Below are 24,411 nucleotides of genomic sequence, written 5' to 3' on the forward strand. Positions count from 1 at the left end.
CGATCAGATTTGGACATGAGTCATCGCGCAGCGCGCCATCGCCGTGGCCGCCGTCGAATAGCGCCGGCCGAACACGATGCGGCCGACGCTTGATCGGAAGATACGGAGGCAGCCTCCGCTTAACAAGGCCGGTGCGGAAAAATCTGGAATTCGTCAAAAGCGCGTGCGTCACCAACGCGATGCAGCCCTGCGCGGGTCCGGCGAGGGTTCAATCTAACCAATTCGTGATCTACATTGCGCGCCATGGACGACCACACCGACCAGACCCGCAAACCCCGCGCCGATGCCGTGCGCAATCGCGAGCGCGTGCTCGAAGCGGCAAAGCTGGTGTTCAGCGCGGGCGGTTCGGAGGCGAGCCTGGAAGCGGTGGCCAAGCGCGCCGGGGTCGGCATCGGCACGCTGTATCGGCATTTCCCGACGCGCGAGGCCTTGTTCGAGGCGGTGTACCGCCGCGAGGTCGAGCAGCTCAGCGAGCTGGCCGAGCAATTGAAGAATGCCAAGGATCCGGTCGAGGCGCTGCGGCGCTGGCTGCGATCAGGGGTCGAGTTTGTTGCGACCAAGAAGGGGATGATGGCAGCGCTCGCGCTCGCGGTGCAGAGCGGGTCGGAGCTGCATGCTTTCTCCTTCGAGCGTCTGACCAAGGCGATCGGCTCGCTGCTGGACCGCGCCATCGCAGCCGGCGAGATGCGCGCCGACATCAACCCGGAGGATCTGCTGCGCGCCTTCTTCGGCATGTGCTACGTGCACGACCAGCCCGGTTGGCAGGCGACGGCGCTGCGTCTGCTCGACGTGTTCGTCGACGGCTTGCGCGTGCGGCCTCCCAGCAAGGCCCGCTCGTCGATGACGACAAAGCCTGCGACGAAGCGAAAGCGCTAGGCTGGAGCTTGCCGATGGGAGCCGCTGACCCCGAGCGGACTTCGCTAAACATGGAACTGTTGTCACCTAATCCGATTCAAAGGATCATTTGATACATCGCTTCGACTTGCGACATGGCAGGTTCAGGCATGGCGCCAGTTCTCAATTTGCCCCGGCTCACCAATTCGCTCAGACAGGATCGTCTGGCGCTTCAACGTGCCCGCGAGGTCGTGGCGGAGGCGACCGAGGTGCTTCAACGCTGTCCAAAGCCGGATACGTTTCTAGGCCGTAAGACTCAAGAGCCGTTTCCGAATGAGGACGAAACAAAGTTGACCAGGGTGGCGCAGCGTTCAAGCCGCGAGCCGTTTCCAAGAACGTAAAGGCTTCATTAACACACCTGAATGCACTTCCGGGCCGTGGCAGGCATATCGGCCTCATCGGAAAACCGGATTAGACAATGCTGGCCAGACCAGATGCTAGAGCGAGCCGATGGACGCGAAAAGCTTGCTGATCTAACGCGCGACAACGTGGTGGCCCATAGCCTGCGCGAAGCCGCCCGGCAATGGCGAGCCATGGCCGTGCAGCAGGACTTGCTGGAGCGCGAACCGACCTGTCGCAGATCCGTAACCGCTCTGATTAGAGCAACTTCAAAGGATTGCTGCGCCGAGTTTGCTGAGATAACTTGCCTGTCATCACCGGCCAAGGCCGTGCCGTAGGCGTCGGTGGCTGAGAGACCAATCGTGCTCCCGCCTGCATCTATGCATGGGAGCGACAAATGGATCGCGCCATGGCGCTTCGCCATCTGGCGGAAGCCGAAGAGCACATTTCACTGGCCGACCGACACCTTTCCGAGCAGGAGGTTCGAATTGCGGACCTTGAGCTTTCGGGGCACGACACGAGCTTGGCTCGCGCTATCGGCGAAACATTTCGGCTGACACTGGCGCGGCACCTCGCGCACCGCGATCACATTTTGAGAGAGCTGATACCGTAGCTCTCGGCCCGTGCTTTCGAACATCCCGTCGATCAAAACGCCAACTATGGCGCAGTATGATCTCGCCATCGGCACTAAACAGGGTAGCGCCATTTCAACGCGACGCAGGAATCAGCTTCTGGCCGATCGGCGACTTGCACGACCTCTGATGTTTGTGCCGCCGTCAGTTCAGCTGTCCTGACGCGCCGCTGGCGTTATAGGCCACCTCGCCCTTCCCAGTAGGTTGGCGTTCCATAATACCGGTGAGTTCGCGTTTCCCAGTCTCGATCTTCCCAGGAGTCATCGCTGAACTCAGGCGCATCCCTCAGTTGTTGCTCGGTGATATTGGTTCGGAAACCGTCAAGCGACGTGTCATATTTCAGAGCGCCCCAGGGAATCGGGTAGTGGCTGTGACCCAAGCCCACAAATCCACCAAAGCTCATGACCGCATAAGCCACGCGGCCTGACACCTTGTCGATGATGAGGTGATCAATCTCGCCGATATTCGTCCCATCTGCTCCATAAACCTCGGTTCCCTCAATGTCCTCGCTTGAGATGCAGTGATGATCCGGATGTGCTGTTGCACGGGCCATGACTTTGCTCCTTGGTAAGGTGGTTTTGCCGGCTTAACTCGGCCATCGCGGAGCCGTTCCTGCCTTAGGAGAACATGTCGCAGCTGCCTGCTGTTGCGCCGCTGTCCCGGATGAGTCGGCATCTGGAGCGTTCAAACCCAGCGCGTGATTTCTGAGTGCACGCCCTGGCGCCGCAGATGTGCTAGCATCGCCTCCGCCGGGATACTCAACGCGGAGCCTGTCATGCGCATCGCAGCCTTGCTGGTCGCTCTCATTGTTGCCTGTCATCACGTTTCGGCGTTTGCCGGCGATGTCGCGGCGGCCCAGAGCGTCATCCGCGCCCAGGAGCAGGCCTTCGTTCGCGACGATGCGACGGCGGCCTATTCCTATGCGGCGCCGGCGATCAAGGAGATCTTTCCCGCACCCGACATCTTCATGTCCATGGTGCAGAACGGCTACGCGCCGGTCTATCGCCACAAGAGTTTCGAATTTGGCGAGAGCAAGAGCGATGGCGGCTGGATCGCCCAGCGCGTTCATATCGTCGATGCCAATGGCGAGGCCTGGGAGGCGCTCTACACGCTCGAGCAGCAGGGCGACGGCAGCTACAAGATCACCGGCTGCTCGCTGCTGAAGGCGGGACAGGCCGTTTAGGTGGCAAAGCCCGGGCCGGTCTTGACCGAGCCCGTCCGCGCGCGGATCAAGAGCAGCACGACGATGCCGATGTTCAGCGCGTTCCATGCCACGCCGTTGGCAAATGCCGCCGCGTACGAGCCGGTGGCATCGAAGATGACGCCGGACACCCAGCCGCCGAAGGACATGCCGAACACGGACGCAAAGATCACGATACCGACGCGGGTCGCGGCCTCGCTCGCCGGCATCGCCTCGCGCACGATGATGGCGTAGCTCGGCACGATGCCGCCCTGGAACAGGCCGAACATCGCGGAGATCAGATAAAGCGAGGTCAGGCTGTCGAAAAACAGATAGAACACCAGCGCAAAGCCCTGCGCCAACGATCCCACCAGCAGCGTGTAGATGCCGCCGATCTTGTCGGCGAGGTAGCCCGAGCCGATCCGGCTGACGATGCCGCAGCCCATCATCAAGGACAGCATCTCGGCGCCGCGCGCGACGCCATAACCGAGATCGCCGCAATAGGCGACGATGTGCACCTGCGGCATCGCCATCGCCACGCAGCAGGAGATGCTGGCGATCGAGAGCAGCACGGTCAGCGTATTCGTCGACAGCCTGAGATCGACCCGCGGCGGCGGCGCGTTGGCATGATCGTGGACCGTGTCGCGCCCCATCTGCGCGCGCAGGATCAGCACCAGCACCGTCATCAGGCCGGCGCAGACGATGCCGATGCCGATATGGGTGTAGCGCCACCCGATCTCCTGCGTGCCCCAGCTCACGATCGGCGGCCACATCGCGCCGGCGACATAATTGCCGCTGGCGACGATGGTCACGGCAAGACCGCGATAGCGCTCGAACCAGTGCGAAGCTTCGGCCATCAGCGGCGCGAAGGTCGCGGAGGTGCCGAGCCCGATGAAGAAATAAGCCGCCACGAACTGCCACAGCTGGCCGGACAGGCCCGCGAGCACATTGGCGACGCCGAGAAAGGCGATGCTGATCGCCATCGCCGGAACGATGCCGAACCGGTCGGTGATCTTGCCGGCGATCACGCCGCCGAGCCCGAAGCCGAACATCATGAGGGTGAAAGCCAGCGACACCGCGCCGCGCGTGGCAGCGAACTCGGCCTGCACGATCGGAATCACGACCACGACTGCCCACATGCCGACGGCGCCGATCGAGCCGATCACGAGGGCAATGACGAGCCGCACCCAGGCCTGACGGGAGTCAGGGGTGAAGGCGTCAGGTGTTTGCCCTGGATGATTTGGCGCGTGCACGGGCAGGACCATGTTCGCGGACCGCCGCATGGTCAACCATCTTGCTGCGATATTGGGCATGCGCGGTGCGCTGCGGTAATAAGCTCTTGGCGAATGCGTCTTTTGCCATTAGTTTGCAACAAGCGTGTGCAACATTGCCGCGCGAGGAGCCTATCGGCGGAATGTTGATGCGATTGACGCGATCGATGCGGATCAGGGTGGGGCGGATCATCGCCCTCGCCTATCTGTTCTGCGTGCTCGCGCCGGCCGCAAGCCTCGCCTGGGGCAGTGCTGCGCCCTGCCTCGGCGACGATGCCCTGGCTGACCTCGTTCCGGCGCATCACCATATGGCTGCGAGCCATGATATGGCTGCGAACCCTGGCGATGTTCCGCACGAGCACGCGGGAACGCCTTCGCAGACCGCTGCGAAGGACGCACCTGCTCCGAATCATCACGACGGCAAGCGAACTGTGGGCCCCTGCTGTGCGATGATGTGCGTCAGCGCGCTGCCGGCCGATCTGCCCAGCCTCGCCACGCCGCTCCGGCCGATGTCGACCTGTGCGCCCGAGATCGTGCCCAGCCTGCACAGCGCGGCGCCGCCCCAGCACTACCGTCCCCCCATCGCCTGATCTGACATGACGGCGTCGGTTTCGATGCGCGCTTTGCGCGCGCGAACCTGTGGTCTCCAGATCAGGAATTAAGACATGGTTGCGCTTTCCGGGGCGAAATCTGCCGCATCTGCGGTGGGTGATCGACACTCACGTTTCATTTGGCTGCTGCTGGCCTTGGGTGCCCTGTCCGGCTGCATGCCGGCAACAACGCACATGGCCAGCGCGGATCCCGCCGATCCCGCGGCGAAGGTGGCCCCAATCGGCTATCGCTCGACCATCGCGCCCTATACCAGCCTGCGGCCTGCGACGCCGGCACCATGGCGTGGCCGCAACGAGGCGGTGACGCCGCAGCCGAAGCAAGAGCGGTAGGAGCGCGCCATGACACCCCACCTTGCGCGAGGCCTGCTCGTCATCGCCGCGCTCAGCATGTCCGGCTGCGCCGCGTTCTCGCCCGACGGCGGCATGACCGACGTCTCGGATCTGACGAGCCGGACCATCAACAAGGACGTCGCCTTCGTGCGCTCGGCCGAAGGCGCCGCCGCGGTCGACGCCCGTGTCCGCCAGCTGCTCTCGCGCACGCTCAGCGTCGACGCCGCCGTGCAGATCGCGCTGCTCAACAACAAGGGACTGCAGGCCGCCTACAACGAGCTGGCGCTGGCGGAGACCGAGCTGGTCGAGCAGAGCCTGCCGGCCAATCCGGTGTTCGCGGTCTCTCGCATCACGGGCAATGGCGCCAGCGAGATCGAGCGTCAGGTGGTCGGCGATATCCTCGCGCTCGCCACCCTGCCGTTCCGTTCCGAGATCGCCCGCGAACGCTTCCGCGGTGCGCAGCTGCGCGCCGCGCTGGCGACGCTGCGGCTCGCCTCGGACGTTCGCCGCGCCTATGTCCGTGCGGTTGCCGCCAACGAGATGGTGGGGCTGCTGACCGACGCAAAGGCGACGGCGGAATCGACCGCACAGCTCGCGCTCAAGCTCGGCGAGACCGGCTCGCTCAACAAGCTCGACCAAGCGCGCGAGCAGGTGTTCTATGCCGAGACCACCGCAGACCTCGCCACCGCGCGGCAGATGGCGGGAAGCGCGCGCGAAAGGCTGGCGCGCCTGATGGGGCTCTGGGACGACGGTCTCGACTTCCGCCTGCCCGATCAACTGCCGCCGCTGCCGCGCCGGCCGCTGGCGCTCCCCACGATCGAAGCCGACGCGGTGGCGCATCGGATCGACCTGCAGATCGCGCGGCTGGAGCTGGCCGCGCTGGCGAAGGCGCTGAACCTCACCGAGGCGACGCGCTTCGTGACGCTGCTCGATCTCGCCGGCATCTCCCGTCGCACCCAGGATCCGGAAGGGCCGCCGTTCCGCGAGCGCGGCTTCGACCTGCAGTTCCAGATTCCGATTTTCGACGGCGGCGAGGTGCGCGTGCGCCAAGCCGCCGAGACCTACAACCTCGCCTTCAACCGCCTGACCGAGCGGGCCGTCAATGTGCGGTCCGAGGCGCGCGACGCCTATCGCGTCTACCGCTCCACCTACGACATCGCCGGCCATTACCAGCGCGAGATCATCCCGTTGCGCAAGATCATCACCGAGGAGATGCAGCTGCGCTTCTCCAGCATGCAGGTCGACATCTTCGCGCTGCTCACCGAAGCGCGGCAGCGCCTCGCGGCGCTGCGCGGCGCGATCGACGCCAGGCAGAGATTCTTCCTCGCCCAGGCCGATCTGCAGACCGCTGTCAACGGCGGCGGTCTGCCCGCCGCCGTTGGCGACAATCCAACCACCGTTGCCGCGGCAGCTCCTGCCGAAGGCGGCGGCCACTGAGACGGAGGCCAAGATGTTTTCCCGCCGAGGATTTTTAGGCACCGCCGCGCTTGTCGGCGCATCCGCTATTCAAGGCCGCGTCCAGGCCGCGTCGATTCCGGAAGCACCCACCATGGACAAGGTGGTGATGCAGCCGCCGCTGCATCCGAGCAGCGGCCCGGATTATCGACCCGTGGTCACGCTGAACGGCTGGTCGCTGCCGTTCCGCATGAACGGCGACTGGAAGGAATTCCATCTCGTCGCCGAGCCGGTGGTGCGCGAGTTCGCGGAAGGAATGAAGGTGAATTTGTGGGGCTACAACGGGCAATCGCCGGGCCCGACCATCGAGGCCGTCGAGGGCGACAAGGTGCGCATCTTCGTCACCAACCGCTTACCCGAATACACCACGGTGCACTGGCACGGCATGATCATCCCGAGCGGCATGGACGGCGTCGGCGGATTGAACCAGCCGCACATCGAACCGGGCAAGACCTTCGTCTACGAATTCGAGATGAAGAAGAGCGGAACCTTCATGTACCACCCGCATTCCGACGAGATGGTGCAGATGGCGATGGGCATGATGGGCATGTTCATCGTGCACCCGCGCGACCCGAGTTTCCGCGCCGTCGACCGCGACTTCGTGTTCGTGATGAGCACCTATCGCGTCGACCCCGGCACCTATCTGCCGCACGTCAACGAGATGACGGACTTCAACATGTGGACCTGGAACGCGCGGGTCTTTCCCGGAATCGATCCGCTGCCGGTCAGGCTCGGCGACAAGGTGCGCGTGCGCATCGGCAATCTCAGCATGACCAACCATCCGATTCATTTGCATGGCCACAGCTTCGCGGTGACCTGCACCGATGGCGGCTGGATTCAGGAAAGCGCGCAGATCCCGGAGACGACCACCGACGTTCCGGTCGGCGCCATCAGGGTGTTTGACGTGCTCGCCGACAATCCCGGCGACTGGGCGTTCCATTGCCACAAGTCGCACCACACCATGAATTCGATGGGACACGACGTGCGCAACCTGATCGGCGTGTCGCGCAAGGATCTCGCCAAGGCCGTCGGCAAGCTGGCGCCGGACGGCATGGCCATGGGCTCGACCGGCATGGCGATGGGCAACATGGAGATGCCCGCGCCCGACAACACGCTGCCGATGATGACGGGCACCGGCCAGTTCGGGCCGATCGAAATGGGCGGCATGTTCACCGTGATGAAGATCCGCGAAGACCTCGCACGCGACGATTACCGCGATCCCGGTCCGTACAAATTCCCGCCAGGCACCGTCGCCTACGAAGTCGCCGCACCCGCCCCCGAGCCGGCGCGGCAGAAATCCGGCAGTCCGCCGATGAAGCACAAGATGTGAGCGTTTCGATGAACCACCAACCGGAGACTACGATGAAGATCACGCTCAAGCTCGCCCTCGCGCTGGCTGCACTTTCGGCCGCGCCGGCCTTCGCTCACGACAAGCACGGGCACGGAAACTATTCGGCCGGCGAGCCCGGCGATCCCAGGAAGCCCGCGCGCACTATCGAAATCCTGATGAACGAGATGGACTACACGCCCGCGAAAATCGAGGTCAAGCGCGGCGAGCAGATCCGCTTCGTGCTGCGCAATGTCGGCAAGGAGGACCACGAATTCCTGCTGGCCACGACCAAGGAGAACCTCGCGCATGCGGATCAGATGAAGAAGCATCCGCACATGGAGCACGACGAGCCGAATGCGGCGCGGCTTGCCCCAAAGAAGACGACCGAGATCCTCTGGAAGTTCAGCAAACGCGGCACCTTCGAATATTCGTGCCTCATTCCCGACCATCGCGAGTACGGCATGGTCGGCCAGGTCACCGTGAAGTAACGCGAAAGGAGATCCACATGAACCGCATTATCCGTATCGCTTCGGCGCTGGCGCTGACCGTCGGCCTTGCGACTGCAACCCTCGCCGCCGAAGGCGCGGCGATCAGCGGCGAGGTGAAGAAGATCGACGAAGGCGCCGGCAAGATCACGCTCAAGCACGGACCGGCGAAGAGCCTCGGCATGGAGGACCCCATGACCATGGTCTATCGGGTCAAGGATCCCGCCATGCTCAAGCAGGTGAAGGTCGGCGACAAGATCACCTTCGAGGCCGAGGAAGGGTCGTCGGGCTACACGGTGACCAAGATGCAGAAGGCGAAGTAGGGCAGCCTCGCCTGCCCGTCATTCCGGGGCGCCCTCTTGGCGCGAGCCCGGAATCCATTTCACCACCATACCTGCGGCCCGATGGATTCCGGGCTCGATGCTCCGCATCGCCCCGGAATGACAACCCGCCCCCGAAACATCCCGGTCTGAGCTCCTCCCACCCCTCCGTTAACCCTTTGCTAACCATACACCCGGCAAGAATTGCCGGGTGAAGTCGAGTGTCGTCGGCCGCGTTTAGAACGGGAGCTCCCGTGGACGCCAGTGCGGTGCCTCACTTTCGGAACGGCGGCCCGTCGGCTGCCGCGCAGACGTTTGGGGCGCGCGGACGGCAGTCGCGCGGGGAGGCAGCTACCATGGTCGACGTCACCGCAGGACAGGGCGTAGGCAGCGCAAGGCCCTCGATCCCTTCCCTCAACGACATCGTCACCGTCCTCAAGCGCGGCGACATCGCGCTGGCGCTCGGCGTTCTCACCATCCTGGTGGTGCTGATCCTGCCGCTGCCCGCGATCGTGCTGGACGTGTTCCTGGCGATCTCGATCACGCTCTCGATCCTGATCCTGATGACGTCGCTGTTCATCCAGGCGCCGCTGGAATTCTCGGCCTTCCCGACCGTCCTCCTGATCTCGACCATGCTGCGGCTCTCGCTCAACATGGCCTCGACCCGGCTGATCCTGTCGCACGGGCACGAGGGCACGGCCGCCGCCGGTCACGTCATCGAGGCCTTCGGCAACTTCGTGATGGGCGGCAATTTCGTCATCGGCATCATCGTCTTCGCCATCCTGATCGTCGTCAATTTCGTCGTCATCACCAAGGGCTCGGGCCGCATCGCCGAAGTCGCCGCCCGCTTCCACCTCGACGCCATGCCCGGCAAGCAGATGGCGATCGACGCCGACCTCGGCGCCGGCCTGATCGACGAGAAGGTCGCCAAGGAGCGGCGCAAGGAGCTCGAGGACGAGAGCGGCTTCTTCGGCGCCATGGACGGCGCCTCCAAGTTCGTCCGGGGCGACGCCATCGCCGGCCTCCTGGTCGTGTTCATCAACGTCGTCGGCGGCATCATCATCGGCGTCGCGCAGCAGGGCATGTCCTTCGCCGACGCGGGGCGCACCTACACGCTGCTGACCGTCGGTGACGGCCTTGTTACTCAGGTACCGGCGCTGATCGTCTCGACCGCGGCCGGCCTGCTCGTCTCCAAGGCCGGCGTCTCCGGCGCCGCCGACAAGGCGCTCATGAAGCAGTTCTCCGGCTATCCGCAGGCGCTGGCGATGTCCTCGGCGGTGATGCTGGTGCTGGCGGCGCTGCCGGGCATTCCGACCCTGCCCTTCCTCGCGCTCGGCGCCGGCGCCGGCGCGCTGGCCTGGAACGCCCGCAACCGCAACCGCGTGGCGGCCAAGGCCGAAGCCGCCGTTCACGCCGCGCCCGCTCCGGGAACGCCGGGTGCGCCGGGCGCTGCCGCGACGGAAGAGCCGATCTCGGCCGCGCTCAAGATCGACGACCTCAAGATCGAGCTCGGCTACGCCCTGCTGCCGCTGGTCAACGGCCCCGACGGCACCGACCGCCTCACCGAGCAGATCAAGGCGCTGCGCCGCTCGCTCGCGATCGAGATGGGCTTCGTGATGCCGGCGGTGCGCATCCTCGACAACGTCCAGCTCGAGGCCAACACCTACATCATCAAGATCAAGGAGGTCGACGCCGGCACCGGCAAGATCTGGCCGAACCAGTTCATGGTCATGGATCCCGGCGGCAGCCAGGTGCAGGTGCCCGGCATCCACACCACCGAGCCGACCTTCGGCCTGCCCGCAACCTGGGTCGATGCCAGCCTCAAGGAAGAGGCCTCGCTCAAGGGCTACACCGTCGTCGACGCCGCGACCGTGCTCTCGACCCATCTCACCGAGCTGCTCAAGGCCAACATGTCGGACCTGTTGTCCTACGGCGAGGTGCAGAAGCTGCTCAAGGAGCTGCCGAAGGAGCAGAGCGAGCTGGTCAAGGACATCGTCCCGGGCCAGGTCACGGTCTCCGGCATCCAGCGCGTGCTGCAGCTGCTGCTCGCCGAGCGCATCTCGATCCGCGACCTCTCCACCATCCTCGAAGGCATTGCGGATTCGCTCGCCTTCTCGCGCAACCCCGCGACCATGGTCGAGCACGTCCGCGCCCGCCTAGCGCGGCAGATTTGCGCGCAGAACACCTCCTACGCCGGCTATCTGCCGCTGATCGCACTGTCGGCGAAATGGGAGCAGGCTTTTGCCGAATCCATCATCGGCCAGGGCGAGGAGCGGAGCCTTGCCATGCAGCCCTCGAAACTCTCGGAATTCATGACTGCCGTGCGCGAGGCCTTCGAGCGCGCCGCCCGCGAAGGCGAGGCGCCGGTGCTGGTCACCTCCGCTTCCATTCGGCCCTTCGTGCGCTCCCTGGTGGAACGGTTCCGGGCCCAGACCACCGTGCTGTCGCAGGCCGAAATCCACCCCAGGGCGAGGCTGAAAACCGTCGGAAGCATCTGATTTGCCTTAAGAAGCCGTGTGTTTTTCAGCCACAGGCAAATGGTTTTTGAGTTCCTGGCGCCTTGTCGACCAAGGCCTCAAAAACCCGGCACTAGGCTCATTACATCTTTGAAATAATTATGTAAAAGAACGATCAAGGGCCGCCTTTGATCGCGATCTATCACGTCATATCACGCCCTTGTGATGGCCCCTTGGGAACGAATCCCCCCGATACTAGGTTGATGGGCACCGGAAGCATGAACCTGCCTCAAATGGCCGGCGACTACTTCGGGTAGATGGCGGCAGGAGGCTTCCATGAACCACTCGATCTACAGCGCAGATCGCGCGACCCATTTGAAAATCGTGGTCGTCGCCCTCGTCGCAGGGATCGCGGTGGCTGGCCTCGGCATTACGGCACGCTCGGGTTCGGATGAAGGCCTGACCCAGACCGCCCGCGTCATCAAGGCCGGCAAGCCGGTCGTTGTCACCAGTTCGAACGCGTCCCTCGTTCGCTAAGGAGATCTGACGAGTTTTGTGAATTCACGCGGCTCTTTACCAGCCCCCCAAAGTCGCCACGTGGATATGTAGACGACCCCAACCCCAAGTCGACTACAGAAAGCGCCCGCCCCCCACGGGCGCTTTCCCATTTCTGGTATCTCGTCATTGCGAGCGCAGCGAAGCAATCCAGACTGCCTCCGCGGAAAGACTCTGGATTGCTTCGCTGCGCTCGCAATGACGGAGCAAGCGGCACGGCCCTGCCTGCCAACTACCTTCCCCCATACGTCGGCGGCGGCGCCTGCACGGTCGGGGCGGCGGCAGCGAACAGCTCGTCCTTGCGTCCCGAGAGCGGCGGATAGATGCGCTTGCGGTTGATGGTCTGTTTGGTCGCCTTCGCGGCCGCGCCGGTGGCACGGACCTCGCGATTCCATCCTTCGGTATAGAGCGCGCCCCAGCCGCCGAGGTCGAGCACGGTGACGTACCAGTCGATCCGCAGCGGCAGCATGGGCAGGCCGACGAGATCGGCGACCACGTTGTGGCCGGCGAAGCGGCCCATGGGACGGGCGAACTGACAGGACATCAATGTCGGATGCAGCCCGTCGATCACGCTCGAGGCGACGTCGCCGGCCGCGAACACGCCGCCGACATCGGCCACACGCATGAAGGGATCGACGAGGAGGCGCCCGAGGGAATCGCGCCCGCCCGGAAAGCTCGCCGCCAAAGGGCTTGCCCGCATGCCCGCGCACCAGATCACCGTCTGCGACGGAATGAATTCGCCCGAGCTCAGGCGCATGCCCGCGGCCTCGATCGCGGCGACACGCACGCCGAGCCGCGTCTCGATGTCGAGCGAAGCCAGGGCCGTCTCGATCACCGGGCGCGCGTTCGCGCCGATGCTGGCGCCGACGCTCGGATTGGGATCGACCAGGATGATGCGGCGGCTGCCGGTGATCCCTGCGCGCGCCAACCGGTCCGGCATCTCAGCTGCGACTTCGATGCCGGTGAAGCCGGCGCCGACCACGACCACCGTTGAATGGCCCGGAGACGGCGCGCTGCGTCCGAGCGAAACCAGATGATCTTCAAGGCGGAGCGCCGCGGCATAGGTGTCGACGTCGAAGGCGTGTGCGGCCAGGCCGGGAATATCGGGGCGCATCACCGCGCTGCCGAGCGCCAGCACGAGGCGGTCATAGTGCAGCGTCTCCTTGCCGGCGCTGGTGACGAGCGAGATTTCGCGCCGGGCCGGATCGATCACCTCGACCTCGCCAAGGCCGTGGCTGACGCCGATCGGATCGAGCAATTGCGGAAGCGGAAGCGCGACCTCGGCGAGATCGGCCTCGTAATTGCGCACGCGGATATTGTGATAGGGATTGCGGTCGACGAGACGGATCTCGATGTCGCGATCGCTCGCACCGATCTCCTCGCGCTTGCGCGCGGCGCCGATGGCCGCCCACAACCCCGCAAACCCGGCGCCGAGCACGACGATACGCGCCATCTCCGCCTACTGCGCTTTCCAGACACCCGCGGTCAGCCCGCAGAAACAGACTAGCTCAACAGCAGGCGGCGACCAAATGCGGCGGCGTCCGCGCCGCTGCACAAAATCGCGATTTACGCCTCGCGCAGCTCCGACGGCGTCGTGCCGAAGCGCTTGCGGAAGGCGCGGTTGAAGTAGGACAGATCGGAGAAGCCGGAGGAATGCGCGATGTCGCTGATCTTGCGCATCCTGGCGCGGGGATCGCCGAGCAGCTTGCGCGCGTGGAGCAGGCGCTGCTCCAGCACGAATTCGGTGAAGGTCGTGCCGGCCTGCTCGAACAGGCGCTGGGCCTGGCGCGGGCTCAAGCCCGAGCGCGTCGCAACTTCGGCGAGGCAGAGATCGTTGCGGCCGAGTGCGGCCATCACGTCGGCGCGCATGAGATCGAGGCGCGCCGCCGCCTGCCCGCGACCGCGTGCGCGGCTTGCGTGCTCGGCATCGGTGCCGAGCAGGAGACCGACGAGATCGACCATGTGCTGCGCGGTCAGGCGCTGGCCGACCGCATCGAGATGCGGCGCGTGATTGGCGGCGAGCGCGTGGTAGCGGAAGATGGTCTCGGCGACTGCGCCGTCGACGAGCACCTGCGAGAGCTTGTCCTCGGCGCGTGGATTGATGTCGAGCAGCGCACGGCGCGGCATGCGAATGCTGGTGAAGCGGTCTGCCTCGGTGTGGCCGACGGTCCCGGTCACGCTCATGTCGACGAGCACCATCTGGGCGGGCGTGAGCTCGACGGTGTGGCCGTTTTGCCCGACGCGGACGAGCCCTGCGTGGGCCGCGATCAGGACGAGATCGTCGCTGCCGTCGGCAAGGTGGCTCTGCGTGCGGGAATATTGCGCCGAGGCGCCTTCCGGAATGGCGAGCGTGATGTTGTCGACGACGCTGATCTGCAGCCGGCAATCGATGCTGTCGCCATGGCTCGGCCCGATATCGAGGCCGCAGCGACCGACGGCCCGCTCGCGCCAATGCTCGAAGGCCGGACCGTGCGGCAGGCCTGCATATTGGTGAAGGAAGATGCCCGGCGTTCTCGCTGCATCCATCTGATTTTCTCGCCCTTTCCGGCATCAATCGCGTTCAAATTCCGGGAATTTGACGCCGTGGACCGAGGCGAGGTTCAAATCGAGGGCGGATTCGGGAGCACTTGTCGGGCTGCGACAGCGGGATGGACCGTGGCGACAGTCGCCGTGGCACCTATTTTTGCGCGGGCGCCTGCGGTTGGGCCGGCGGCACGGTCTCGATCAGCTTGCCGGAAAACACCGGGGCGGAGGTCGGCTGGCCGTTCGGCGAGCCGCCCGCCTGCTCGATGGTGACGGCGAAGGTCGCGCTATTGACGACCTCGGCATCGTAGGAGGCGAGTAGTGGACGCGCGGTGAAATCGCCGGCACCGATCACGCCGAGCGAGCGCGGGCGCGGCAGCTTGTCCGAGATCAGCCAGAGCTCGAAGCTCTTGCCGGGCTCCGGCGTCGCGCCGACCTTTCGCACCGTGAAATTCCGCGTCGCGCCGTCGATGGTGAGGATGAAGGCGGGGCCGCCGCCCTGGCCCTGCAGCAGCGCGACATATTGCGCGGAGGCGGCGAGCGGCGCGGCCGGCGTCTTCACCTCGACCGTCTGGATGCGCGGCGGGGGACGCAAAGCGCCCGGCAGCGCGTCGGGCAGCAAGATCTGCAGCGACAGCGTTACGAGCAGCGCGGCCGCGAGCGCGCCAATGGCGGAAGCGATGGTGCGCCAGCGCTTCACCCGGCTCTCGAGACGAATCACATTGCTGTCGTCGACCACCGGCGCTTGGGCCGCACGGACGAGGTTGGCATCCGGCGCATGGACTTGCGGGATGAATTGCGGCGCGATGTCCGGAACAGCATCAAACTCGGGACGCGGCGCCTCAGGCGCGGCGGCTTCGGGCTGCTGCACCTCAGCCGACTGCGAGCTCTCGGGCGGAGATTCCGCAGCTGCCAGCGAGGGCGTCTCGGGCACAGGCGGCTGTGGTGGCGGCGAAGCTTCGGCAGGCGCAGGCGGCTCCTGCGCGGCGATCGTGCGCGCGATCTCCGCCCTGATGTTCTCCCACACGATCGGACGCGGCTCGACCGAGCCGACCATCTGGTTGAGCACGCCGAGCCGATAGGCCCACGCCTGCACGATCTCGGCGAACGCCGGGTCCACCGCCATCATGGTCTCGACCTGCGCGCGCTCGTCGGCGCCGAGCGTCCCGAGCGCATACTCCGCGGCGAGCGCGATATGGTCCTCCGTGTAGGCCATCAATTGCAGTCCAGAACCACCCTCATCATCCAAGCGATCACAGTCCGAGGCACTCCCGGATATCCAGCATGCTGCGCCGCAGCCACGTCTTCACCGTGTTGACCGGCGCTGAAAACTTCTCCGCCAATTGCTCGCGGCTCCAGCCGTTGTAATAGGCGAGCAGCACGAGCCTCTGACGGTCCGGCTCGAGCCGGCCGATGCATTCCAGGAGCCGCTTCAGCTCCTCGGTCATCTCGCGGCGGGCCAGTGGATCGGGACTTTCGGCCGCGACCTCCATCGCCTGAGGCTCTTCCTCGATGGAGGCTTCCGACTTCTTGCGGACGACGTCGATCGCGCGGTTGCGCGCGATCGAGGCCATCCACGTGATCGGCGAGGACAGGGCCGGATTGAACTGGCCGGCGCTGTTCCAGATCTTGACGTAAGTCTCCTGAATGACCTCCTCCGTGAGATCCTGCCTGCGCAAGATACGGAGCACGACGCCATAGAGTTTCGCGCGCGTGGCGGCGTAGAGGCGCTCGAACGCGGCCTGATCGCCCTTCGCCACCGCCTCAATCAACCCGACCAGCTCCGCTGGCGTCAGCATTCAGCCCCCCAACACGCGGGCCGTCGCGTTCCGCGTAGACCCCGGCACCGCACCACCATAGCGCGCGGCCAAGCCGACCACCAAGGGGCGCGGCGCCACACTGTGGACAGCACATGCGAAAACCCGGACCTTGTGGGTCCGGGTTTTGGAATTTCTGGATGGTTGGCGCTAGCGGCTCAGGCGACGGCGCCGATGCGGGCACGCATCAGGCCGATGCTGTCGAGGTCGGCCTGCTCGCGGGCGTTCTCCTCGGCACGCTCGCGGGCCTGGTCGCGCTCGTCGAGCAGCTCGACCTTTTTCAGCTCCTCGAAGGCCTCGGCCAGTGCGGCCTTGGCTTCCTCGAGCTGGCCCTTGAGTTCGTCGGCCGAGCGGGTCAGGTTCTCGCGGCGCTGGATCGCGGCTTTGGCGTAGGTCGGGTAGGCGAAGTGCGAGGGATCGTTGATCCCGGCGCGCTCCTGCTCGGTCTGGATCTCGCGTTCGAGATCGACCGACATGCGCTGGAAGTCGGCGATCATGGTCTCGATCTGGGTGACCCGGCGGCGCTTCTCGTCGACCTGAAACTTCTTCAGGCGGATGAGGGTATCTCGTGACTTCATCGACTCGTACTCCCCAGAAGTCCCCCCGCTGCACGTGGGACGATACCGGTCACCCCACGGGCCCGAAGGGGGCCCAGACCGGCTCTGCTACTCTGTGGGATCGGATGATGACCGGACAAAGTTAGCGTTCCGTTTCCAAATTGCCGAGGATTTGCGCCAATTGGCGATAGCCCTCCGCGAGCGATGCCTTTTCGTCCTTGCGCTGGCGCAGGAAGGCTTCCAGCGGCTCGTTGAGGCGGATGGCCTCGTCGACCTCGGGACTGGAGCCGGCGCGGTAGGCGCCGAGACGGATCAATTCCTCCATGTCGGCATAGGTCGCCATCACCTGGCGCGCCCGCTGGATCACCGGCCAGAACTGCGGATCGGCCGATTTCGGCATCGTGCGCGAGACGGATTTGAGAATGTTGATCGCGGGATAGCGGCCGCGCTCGGCGATCGAGCGCTGCATCACGATGTGGCCGTCGAGGATGCCGCGGACGGCATCGGCGATCGGCTCGTTATGGTCGTCGCCGTCGACCAGCACCGTGAAGATCGCGGTGATGGCGCCCTCGCCCAATCCCGGCCCGGCACGCTCCAGCAGCTTCGGCAACTCGGTGAAGACGGTCGGCGTGTAACCCTTGGCCGTCGGCGGCTCGCCGGCAGACAGGCCGATCTCGCGCTGGGCCATCGCAAAGCGCGTCACCGAGTCCATCAGGCAGAGCACGTCCTTGTCCTCGTCGCGAAAATATTCGGCGACCGCGAGCGTGAGGTAGGCCGCCTGGCGGCGCATCAGGGCCGGCTCGTCGGAGGTCGCGACCACCACGACTGAGCGCGCAAGGCCCTCCTCGCCGAGATCGTCCTGCAGGAATTCCTGCACCTCGCGGCCGCGTTCGCCGATCAGCCCGATGACACTGACATCGGCATCGACGTTGCGCGCCAGCATCGACAGCAGCACCGACTTGCCGACGCCGGAGCCTGCGAAGATGCCCATGCGCTGACCGCGGCAGCAGGTGAGGAAGGTGTTCATGGCGCGCACGCCGAGGTCGAGCGGGCTGCCGACGCGCTTGCGCGAATGGGCGGGCGGCGGCGTATTGCGGAACGGCATCGGCGAAGAGCCCTGCGGCAGCGGCCCCTTGCCGTCGATCGGCTCGCCCAGCGCATTGACGACGCGTCCCAGCCAGGCCGCGGACGGCCTCACCTGGTTGGCGGCATTGGCGATGACCGCCTTGCAGCCGCGGCGCACGCCCTCGAGGCCGGCGAACGGCATCACCACGGCATTGTTGCCGGAGAAGCCGATCACCTCGCACGGAATGGTGCGGTTGGCGCCGGTCTCGATCACCAGCCGCGCGCCGACCGACATCGCGTGGATAGGGCCGGCCACCTCGACCATCAGACCGCGAACGCCGACCACGCGGCCATAGATGTTGATGCCGTCGATGTCGCCGATCTGTTCGGCCAGCGCCTTCATCGGGGGGCCTTCATCAGCAGCGCACCTTCATATGAGGGTCCTCATGAGATGGTCGCCTTCGGTGATCCCGGGACATCACGGTGAAAACCTTAAGTTTCGCCATATTTCTGAACGGCGCTTAACTTCGTGTTTACCCGCATCATTAATCATTGCGTCACTGTCTTTGAGACTGAGCGTGCCTCCCCTTCAGAAGAAGGCTGAGTCGCGGGAGTCGGTTAGGCCCGTCTCTTAAAGTGGAGCTTGAACGGAATCGGGTAACGAAAGCTGCTTCGTACGCAAGACCTTAGGGCGATTCGACAAAAATTGCACCGGGGGGACTTGCGTTCCAGAATCAGACTTTGTTAACCATCTGTTGTCAGGATCCGAATCAGTTGTTCAAAGGCGTTTTGTTGAGTGCCGCGAATGCGGCCGACCTGACGCCCAGGAGCGGCGACTATGGGGAACTGGCATGCGCGTTTTGCTGATTGAAGATGACAGCGCCGTCGCGCAGTCGATCGAGCTGATGCTGAAGTCGGAGAGCTTCAACGTCTACACGACCGATTTGGGGGAAGAAGGCGTCGATCTCGGTAAACTATACGATTACGACATTATTCTCCTCGACCTCAACCTGCCCGACATGTCCGGCTACGATGTGCTCAAGCAGCTCCGGGTCTCCAAGATCAAGACACCGATTCTGATCCTCTCCGGCCTCGCCGGCATCGAGGACAAGGTCAAGGGTCTCGGCGTCGGCGCCGACGACTACATGACCAAGCCCTTCCACAAGGACGAGCTGGTGGCCCGCATCCACGCCATCGTGCGCCGCTCCAAGGGCCATGCTCAGTCGGTCATCCAGACCGGCGACCTCGTCGTCAACCTCGACACCAAGACGGTGGAAGTCGGCGGCCAGCGCGTGCATCTGACCGGCAAGGAATATCAGATGCTGGAACTGCTCTCGCTCCGCAAAGGCACGACCCTCACCAAGGAAATGTTCCTCAACCACCTCTATGGCGGCATGGACGAGCCCGAACTGAAGATCATCGACGTCTTCATTTGCAAGCTCCGCAAGAAGCTCGCCAACGCCTCCGAGGGCCGCAACTTCATCGAGACCGTCTGGGGCCGCGGCTACGTGCTGCGCGAGCCGCACGAGGCCGACGAGCGCATCCCCGCCTGATCCCTGGGTTACGTCGCGAGCCCAGTCAGGCTCGCTCCTCCCAGCCTGGACCCCGCCGCAAATGGCGGGGTTTTCGTTTTTGGGGGGACGCTTCATTGGAAGCTTAACGTTTGAACCCCTAGCCTTCCCCTGCCGACGAATGGTCGCTGCACGATGGGGGAACGATGATCCTGCAATCACTCGCCGGCCTGCCCGCCTTCCTGGTCTATTTCTGCACCGGGCTGATCGTGATCGTGGCCTATCTGTTCGTCTACACCCGCATCACGGCGCATAACGAATTCCAGCTCATTCGCGACAACCAGCCGGCCGCGGCGATCGCGCTTGGGCTCAGCCTGCTCGGCTTCGTGGCGCCGCTGGTCAGCGCCATCGCGCATTCGGCCAACGTGCTGGACTGCCTGATCTGGGCGACGATCGCGCTGATCGTGCAGGTCATCGTGTTCTATCTCGTCAAGGTTCCGGTGCCGGACTTGTCGAGGCGCATCGATGACGGCGAGCTTGCCCCGGCGATCTGGCTCGGCCTGTCCTCGCTCGCCGCGGGCCTGCTGAACGCCGCCAGCATGATCTACTGACATGGCCGACAAACCCGCCAAGAAGGAGTTCGGCAAGCGCCGGCCAGTCGCCGAGCCGCCGCGACCGCCGGTGAAGCGCTCCGGCCACGTCGCGCTGCTGGTGATGGGCACGATCGCCGTCGGCACCACGGCCTATACCTTGATGCCGCGGCAGAACTGCGAGCCCACGCCCGGCGCCGTGCCGGGGCAGACGACCACGACCTGCACGAGCAGCAGCAGTTCGTCGGGCGGCAGCAGTTCGCGCTGGTCGTCGCGATCGAGCTTGTTCAGCGGCGATTCCTCCAGCCATTCCTCGTCGGGAACGTCGTCCAATGTCAGCCATAGCAGCGTGAGCCGCGGCGGCTTCGGCTCGTTCGGCCACGGCTTCTCGGGCGGCGGCTGATCCATGCAGCGCATCACCTGCCTCGAGCGCGACGACTGGCGGGAGACCGCCGCACGATGCGGCTTCGTCTTCCACACCATCGACGGCGAGCGCTATTGGGACGAGCGCGCCTATTATGGCTTTACGCTGGAGGAGATCGAGCGAGGCATCGAGGCGCCGACCGGCGAGATCGACGCGATGTGCCTGGAACTCGCCGGCCGCGTCATCGGCGACGAGCGTTCCTTGCGACGGCTGAAGATTCCGGAAGCGTTCTGGGGCCTGATCGTCGAGAGCTGGAAGCGCGACGACCGCAGCCTCTACGGCCGGCTCGATCTGAGGTTCGACGGCAAGTCGCCGGCAAAGCTGCTCGAATACAACGCGGACACGCCGACCTCGATCTTCGAGGCCGCGGTGTTCCAATGGACCTGGCTCGAAGAGGCGATCGAACGCCGTGTCATCCCCTCGCGTGCCGACCAATTCAACTCCATCCACGAGCGGCTGATCGCGGCATGGAAGGAGATCGCTGGGAGCCGTCACGTCCATCTCACAGGGATCACCGGCAACGAAGAGGACGCCGGCACGCTCGCTTATCTCGAAGACACCGCGCGCCAGGCCGGACTCTCGACGACGCTGCTCGACATCGAGCAGGTCGGCTGGCGCGACGAGGCCGGCGGCTTCGTCGATCTCGGCGAGAACGACATCGCGCTCGCCTTCAAGCTCTATCCCTGGGAATGGATGTTCCAGGACGCCTTCGGCGCAAAGCTGAAGGATGCGCCAACGCGCTGGATCGAGCCGCCGTGGAAGGCGGTGCTCTCCAACAAGGGCATCTTGCCGCTGCTCTGGGAGATGTTTCCGAACCATCCCAATCTGCTGCCGGCCTTCTTCGAGGACGATCCGCGCGCCGCCGAGCTCGGCACGTCCTATGTGCGCAAGCCGCTGCTGTCGCGCGAAGGCGCCAATGTCACGCTGGTCTCCGGCGGCATGCCGCTCGACGAGCAGACGGGGCCGTACGGCGCCGAAGGTTTCGTACGTCAGGCGCTGGCACCGCTACCGAACTTTTCGGGCTGCTATCCGGTGATCGGAAGCTGGCTGGTGAACCACGAGCCCTGCGGGATATCGATCCGCGAGGACGAGAGCCCGATCACGGGCAACCGCTCGCGGTTCTTGCCGCATGCGATTTTGTGATTTTGTCATTCCGGGGCGCGACAAAGTCGCGAGCCCGGAATCCATAACCACAGTCGGATGAAATGGCCCTGGTCTAACCGCCTGCCTATTTCGATGGCCTGTGGTTATGGATTCCGGGCTCCGCGCTTATGCGCGGCCCCGGAATGACAAAGAGAACTCATCTCGCCGCGGCGACCTTCAGCGGCTGCGGCATCAATCCGCCCATCGGACGGCCGGAGCGCGCGGGGTTGAGCTGATAGAGGCCGCGGCGATCGGCGATCGGGCGGAATGCATCGGTGATGCCGACGACGGATTCGGCAGCGCCCAGCAGCAGCGTGCCGTCGGCTTCCATGGCCTTCGCCATGCGCTCGAAAATCACCGCCTTGGTGTCCTGGTCGAAATAGATCAGCACGTTGCGGCAGAAGATCACGTCGAACGTGCCGAGATGGGAGAAGTCCTGCAGCAGATTGAGCTGGCGGAACTGCACCATGGCGCGAATGTCTGCGTTGAGCTGCCAGAGCTCGCCGGTCTGCGTGAAGTATTTCACCAGATGCTGGATCGGCAGGCCGCGCTGCACCTCGAACTGGCTGTAGAGGCCCGCCTTGGATTTCTCCAGCACCTCCTGCGACAGATCGGTGGCGACGATCTCGATGCGCCACCCCGCGAGCGCCGCGCCCATCTCCTTCACGCACATCGCGATCGAATAGGGCTCCTGCCCGGTCGAGGCGGCCGCCGACCAGATGCGAAGCGACTTGCGCGCCGCGCGCGCCTGGATCAGGCCCGGCAGGATGGTGTCGCGCAGGTGATCGAACGGAATCTTGTCGCGGTAGAAGAACGTCTCGTTGGTGGTCATCGCTTCGACCACGTCGGTCGCAAGCCGGCTGTCGCCGTTCCTGATCTTCAGGACGAGGTCGGGGATGCCGGGAACGCTTGCCTTGCGGGCGAGCGACAGCAGCCGGCTCTCGACCAGATATTGCTTGTCGGCGGAGAGATCGAGACCGGAGCGCTCTTTCAGGAACTTGCGCAGATAGTCGTAATCTGCGGGCGTCACGAGCGGTCTCCAGCGAACAGGCGGTTGACCTTGGCGCCGATCTGGTTGAGCGGCAGGATCGCCGCGCAGATGCCGGCATTGGCCGCCGCGCCGGGCATGCCCCAGACCACGCTGGAGGCTTCGTCCTGCGCAATCACGCTGCCGCCGGCCGCGACGATGTCCTTGCCGCCGCGCATGCCGTCCGAGCCCATGCCGGTCAGGATCACCGAGAGGATGTTGCCATGCCAGACGTCGATGGCGGAGGTGAAGAGCGGATCGACCGCAGGCTTGCAGAAATTGACGGCGGGGCCGTCGTCGAGCGCGATCACAGGATCGGCGCCGCTGCGCGTGACGCGCATGTGCTTGCCGCCCGGTGCGAGGTAGATCCGTCCCGGCTTGACCGGCTCGCCGTCGACCGCCTCGGCCGCCGGCCGGCGGCTCGAGCGCGCCAGATGCTCGGCCAGGATGGTGGTGAAGGTCGGCGGCATGTGCTGGGTGATCAGCACCGGGAAGCGATCGATCACGGCGCCGAGCTCGGTGACGAGCGACATCAGCGCCTGAGGACCGCCGGTCGAGGAGCCGATCAACAGCACCTTGGGCGCCTGGGTCGAGAACGGACGCGTTGACACCGAGCCTGACGAGGGGGCCGGAGCGGGCGCAGGCACGGCAGGCCGCGCGACAGGACTGCGCGCGACGGGAGCCGGGCTCGCCGGCGCCAGCGGCGGACTCGCAACCGCAGACTTGCGACGCAGCCGCGCGCCGAGATGGCGGATCTTCTGGATCAGGTCGTGATGGAAAATGTCCGCGGCCGACGCCTCACGCGTCGATTCCGGCTTGGGAATGTAGTCGGCTGCGCCGAGCGACAACGCCTTGAAGCTGATCTCCGCGTTGCGGCGGGTCAGGGTGGAAGCCATGATGATGACGAGATCGCGCTTCTTGGCGAGCAGTTGCGGCAGCGCCGAGAGGCCATCGAGCTCGGGCATTTCGATGTCGAGCACGGCAACATCGGGATTGATGCGGTCGAGCTGGTTGACCGCCTCGAGCCCGGTGCGCAGCGAGGCCGCGACCTCCATGTCGTGCTCGGCACCAATCCAGCGCGAGATCAGACCGCGGATGACGACCGAGTCGTCGACGATCATCACCCGCAGCGGCCCGGTTTCACGCGACGTGCCCGTGGTCGAATTACCTGCGAACGCAACACTCATTACACACCAACTCAGACTGAAACGGTTCAGTTGAAAACAAGCGCCGAAGGATCCGTTCAGCCTCCGGGAGATCGCTCAGATCAGGCCGACTTCCTGAAATTTCGCCGTCACGATGTCCTTGTCGAACGGCTTCATGATGTATTCGTTGGCGCCGGCGTGCAGAGCGCGCGCGATATGCGCGACGTCGTTCTCGGTGGTGCAGAACACCACCTTGGGCTGGTCGCCGCCGGGCATGCGCCTGAGATGGCCGAGGAACTCGTAGCCATCCATGACCGGCATGTTCCAGTCGAGCAGCACCGCGTCCGGCAGGCCGCGCTTGCAGGCCTCCAGCGCCTTCTCACCGTCCTCGGCTTCGAGGATTTGGAAGTCGAGCCCCTCCAGGATCCGGCGCGCAACCTTTCGGATGACGCTGGAATCATCAACGACGAGACAAGTTCGCATGTGAACCTCTGCTTCCTTCCCCCCTTTGCGGGGGCACTTCCAATCGCAAGTCCCTCGGCGGCAATGCCGCCGTATCAGGCCGCCATCATCTCGGGCGCGAGCTCGAGGACGCGGTCGACGTCGAGGACGACCATGAGCTGTCCGTCGAGGCGGTGGACGCCGCCGGCGAGCTTGGCCATGCGGGGGTCGAGGTTGACGGGGTTTTCTTCCTTACCGTCCTCGGGCAGGCGCAGCACCTCGCCGATCTGGTCGATCAGGAGGCCATAGG

The 24,411-nt window shown here is 65.0% G+C and carries 28 protein-coding genes; 15 read left to right on the forward strand and 13 right to left on the reverse strand.

The window, feature by feature from the left end; genetic code table 11:
• Positions 1-243: 243 nt before the first annotated feature.
• The gene (locus I6F24_RS21620) at positions 244-876 is read left to right on the forward strand and encodes a TetR/AcrR family transcriptional regulator (RefSeq protein ID WP_036026796.1); all 633 of its coding nucleotides are present in this window, start codon (positions 244-246) and stop codon (positions 874-876) included.
• A gap of 754 nt (positions 877-1,630) precedes the next feature.
• Positions 1,631-1,846: a hypothetical protein gene (locus I6F24_RS21625; protein ID WP_036011828.1), complete on the forward strand. Its 216-nt coding sequence runs from the start codon at positions 1,631-1,633 to the stop codon at positions 1,844-1,846.
• A gap of 194 nt (positions 1,847-2,040) precedes the next feature.
• Here I6F24_RS21625 and I6F24_RS21630 read toward each other — a convergent pair whose 3' ends face one another.
• Positions 2,041-2,418 carry a PRC-barrel domain-containing protein gene (locus I6F24_RS21630; RefSeq protein ID WP_074448090.1) on the reverse strand — a complete coding sequence of 126 codons (378 nt, stop codon included), beginning with the start codon at positions 2,416-2,418 and terminating at the stop codon, positions 2,041-2,043.
• Between the two features lie 222 nt (positions 2,419-2,640).
• Between I6F24_RS21630 and I6F24_RS21635 the strand changes: the two genes are divergently transcribed.
• A complete protein-coding gene (locus I6F24_RS21635) occupies positions 2,641-3,048 on the forward strand; it encodes a DUF4864 domain-containing protein (RefSeq protein ID WP_036026798.1) in 408 nt (135 codons plus the stop codon).
• Here I6F24_RS21635 and I6F24_RS21640 read toward each other — a convergent pair.
• Positions 3,045-4,310: an MFS transporter gene (locus I6F24_RS21640; RefSeq protein WP_036026810.1), complete on the reverse strand. Its 1,266-nt coding sequence runs from the start codon at positions 4,308-4,310 to the stop codon at positions 3,045-3,047. The genes I6F24_RS21635 and I6F24_RS21640 overlap by 4 nt on opposite strands.
• Complete coding sequence (locus I6F24_RS21645) at positions 4,264-4,509, reverse strand: hypothetical protein (RefSeq protein ID WP_162130852.1); 246 nt, start codon at positions 4,507-4,509, stop codon at positions 4,264-4,266. The genes I6F24_RS21640 and I6F24_RS21645 overlap by 47 nt, the downstream gene beginning before the upstream one ends.
• Between I6F24_RS21645 and I6F24_RS21650 the strand changes: the two genes are divergently transcribed.
• From I6F24_RS21650 to I6F24_RS21685, 8 genes are all read left to right on the forward strand, one after another.
• A complete protein-coding gene (locus I6F24_RS21650) occupies positions 4,484-4,906 on the forward strand; it encodes a hypothetical protein (protein ID WP_225156479.1) in 423 nt (140 codons plus the stop codon). The two genes, I6F24_RS21645 and I6F24_RS21650, sit on opposite strands and share 26 nt — an antisense overlap.
• Before the next feature lie 75 nt (positions 4,907-4,981).
• Positions 4,982-5,257 carry a hypothetical protein gene (locus tag I6F24_RS21655; protein ID WP_036026801.1) on the forward strand — a complete coding sequence of 92 codons (276 nt, stop codon included), beginning with the start codon at positions 4,982-4,984 and terminating at the stop codon, positions 5,255-5,257.
• 9 nt (positions 5,258-5,266) lie between these two features.
• A complete protein-coding gene (locus I6F24_RS21660; protein WP_036026803.1) occupies positions 5,267-6,694 on the forward strand; it encodes a TolC family protein in 1,428 nt (475 codons plus the stop codon).
• 13 nt (positions 6,695-6,707) lie between these two features.
• The gene (locus I6F24_RS21665; RefSeq protein WP_036026811.1) at positions 6,708-8,042 is read left to right on the forward strand and encodes a copper oxidase; all 1,335 of its coding nucleotides are present in this window, start codon (positions 6,708-6,710) and stop codon (positions 8,040-8,042) included.
• Positions 8,043-8,074: 32 nt separating this feature from the next.
• Positions 8,075-8,530 carry a cupredoxin family protein gene (locus I6F24_RS21670; protein WP_036026804.1) on the forward strand — a complete coding sequence of 152 codons (456 nt, stop codon included), beginning with the start codon at positions 8,075-8,077 and terminating at the stop codon, positions 8,528-8,530.
• Positions 8,531-8,547: 17 nt separating this feature from the next.
• On the forward strand, positions 8,548-8,850 hold the full coding sequence (locus I6F24_RS21675; RefSeq protein WP_036026805.1) for a copper-binding protein: 303 nt from the start codon (positions 8,548-8,550) through the stop codon (positions 8,848-8,850).
• A gap of 353 nt (positions 8,851-9,203) precedes the next feature.
• Positions 9,204-11,345 carry a flagellar biosynthesis protein FlhA gene (gene flhA / locus I6F24_RS21680; RefSeq protein ID WP_036026806.1) on the forward strand — a complete coding sequence of 714 codons (2,142 nt, stop codon included), beginning with the start codon at positions 9,204-9,206 and terminating at the stop codon, positions 11,343-11,345.
• Positions 11,346-11,639: 294 nt separating this feature from the next.
• Positions 11,640-11,840 carry a hypothetical protein gene (locus I6F24_RS21685; protein ID WP_036011854.1) on the forward strand — a complete coding sequence of 67 codons (201 nt, stop codon included), beginning with the start codon at positions 11,640-11,642 and terminating at the stop codon, positions 11,838-11,840.
• A 250-nt stretch (positions 11,841-12,090) separates the two neighbouring features.
• Here the strand turns inward: I6F24_RS21685 and I6F24_RS21690 are convergent, their stop codons facing one another.
• The 6 genes from I6F24_RS21690 to fliI all read right to left on the reverse strand — a co-directional run bounded on the left by I6F24_RS21690 (position 12,091) and on the right by fliI (position 18,223).
• Positions 12,091-13,311, reverse strand: coding sequence for an FAD-dependent oxidoreductase (locus I6F24_RS21690; RefSeq protein ID WP_225151669.1), 1,221 nt, complete (start codon positions 13,309-13,311; stop codon positions 12,091-12,093).
• 113 nt (positions 13,312-13,424) lie between these two features.
• Positions 13,425-14,384, reverse strand: a complete 960-nt coding sequence (locus I6F24_RS21695) for an AraC family transcriptional regulator (RefSeq protein ID WP_225115054.1) — start codon at positions 14,382-14,384, stop codon at positions 13,425-13,427.
• Between the two features lie 151 nt (positions 14,385-14,535).
• A complete protein-coding gene (locus I6F24_RS21700) occupies positions 14,536-15,597 on the reverse strand; it encodes an anti-sigma factor (protein WP_225151670.1) in 1,062 nt (353 codons plus the stop codon).
• 37 nt (positions 15,598-15,634) lie between these two features.
• Positions 15,635-16,180 (reverse strand): sigma-70 family RNA polymerase sigma factor, encoded by a 546-nt coding sequence (locus I6F24_RS21705; RefSeq protein ID WP_225151673.1) that lies wholly within the window; start codon positions 16,178-16,180, stop codon positions 15,635-15,637.
• 176 nt (positions 16,181-16,356) lie between these two features.
• Positions 16,357-16,776 (reverse strand): flagellar export protein FliJ, encoded by a 420-nt coding sequence (gene fliJ, locus I6F24_RS21710; protein WP_025032035.1) that lies wholly within the window; start codon positions 16,774-16,776, stop codon positions 16,357-16,359.
• A 121-nt stretch (positions 16,777-16,897) separates the two neighbouring features.
• Positions 16,898-18,223: a flagellar protein export ATPase FliI gene (gene fliI, locus I6F24_RS21715; protein ID WP_036011877.1), complete on the reverse strand. Its 1,326-nt coding sequence runs from the start codon at positions 18,221-18,223 to the stop codon at positions 16,898-16,900.
• 448 nt (positions 18,224-18,671) lie between these two features.
• On the opposite strand from fliI, the gene I6F24_RS21720 reads away from it, so the two are divergent.
• From I6F24_RS21720 to I6F24_RS21735, 4 genes are all read left to right on the forward strand, one after another.
• The gene (locus I6F24_RS21720; RefSeq protein WP_016848562.1) at positions 18,672-19,373 is read left to right on the forward strand and encodes a response regulator transcription factor; all 702 of its coding nucleotides are present in this window, start codon (positions 18,672-18,674) and stop codon (positions 19,371-19,373) included.
• A 164-nt stretch (positions 19,374-19,537) separates the two neighbouring features.
• Entirely contained in the window at positions 19,538-19,942 is a 405-nt protein-coding gene (locus tag I6F24_RS21725; protein ID WP_036011880.1) for a DUF350 domain-containing protein, read from the forward strand.
• A 1-nt stretch (position 19,943) separates the two neighbouring features.
• Positions 19,944-20,324, forward strand: coding sequence for a hypothetical protein (locus I6F24_RS21730; protein ID WP_074448088.1), 381 nt, complete (start codon positions 19,944-19,946; stop codon positions 20,322-20,324).
• 3 nt (positions 20,325-20,327) lie between these two features.
• Positions 20,328-21,488, forward strand: a complete 1,161-nt coding sequence (locus I6F24_RS21735; protein ID WP_225147787.1) for a glutathionylspermidine synthase family protein — start codon at positions 20,328-20,330, stop codon at positions 21,486-21,488.
• A gap of 157 nt (positions 21,489-21,645) precedes the next feature.
• Here I6F24_RS21735 and I6F24_RS21740 read toward each other — a convergent pair whose 3' ends face one another.
• The 4 genes from I6F24_RS21740 to I6F24_RS21755 all read right to left on the reverse strand — a co-directional run.
• Complete coding sequence (locus I6F24_RS21740) at positions 21,646-22,518, reverse strand: protein-glutamate O-methyltransferase CheR (RefSeq protein ID WP_225151675.1); 873 nt, start codon at positions 22,516-22,518, stop codon at positions 21,646-21,648.
• Positions 22,515-23,702: a chemotaxis response regulator protein-glutamate methylesterase gene (locus I6F24_RS21745; protein ID WP_225147789.1), complete on the reverse strand. Its 1,188-nt coding sequence runs from the start codon at positions 23,700-23,702 to the stop codon at positions 22,515-22,517. The genes I6F24_RS21740 and I6F24_RS21745 overlap by 4 nt, the downstream gene beginning before the upstream one ends.
• 75 nt (positions 23,703-23,777) lie before the next feature.
• Complete coding sequence (locus tag I6F24_RS21750; RefSeq protein ID WP_007600538.1) at positions 23,778-24,143, reverse strand: response regulator; 366 nt, start codon at positions 24,141-24,143, stop codon at positions 23,778-23,780.
• 74 nt (positions 24,144-24,217) lie between these two features.
• The coding region (locus I6F24_RS21755; RefSeq protein WP_198399847.1) for a chemotaxis protein CheW at positions 24,218-24,411 on the reverse strand (194 nt) is incomplete at its 5' end.

It is taken from the genome of Bradyrhizobium sp. BRP23 (assembly GCF_020194135.1).
GTDB classification, from domain to species: domain Bacteria; phylum Pseudomonadota; class Alphaproteobacteria; order Rhizobiales; family Xanthobacteraceae; genus Bradyrhizobium; species Bradyrhizobium yuanmingense.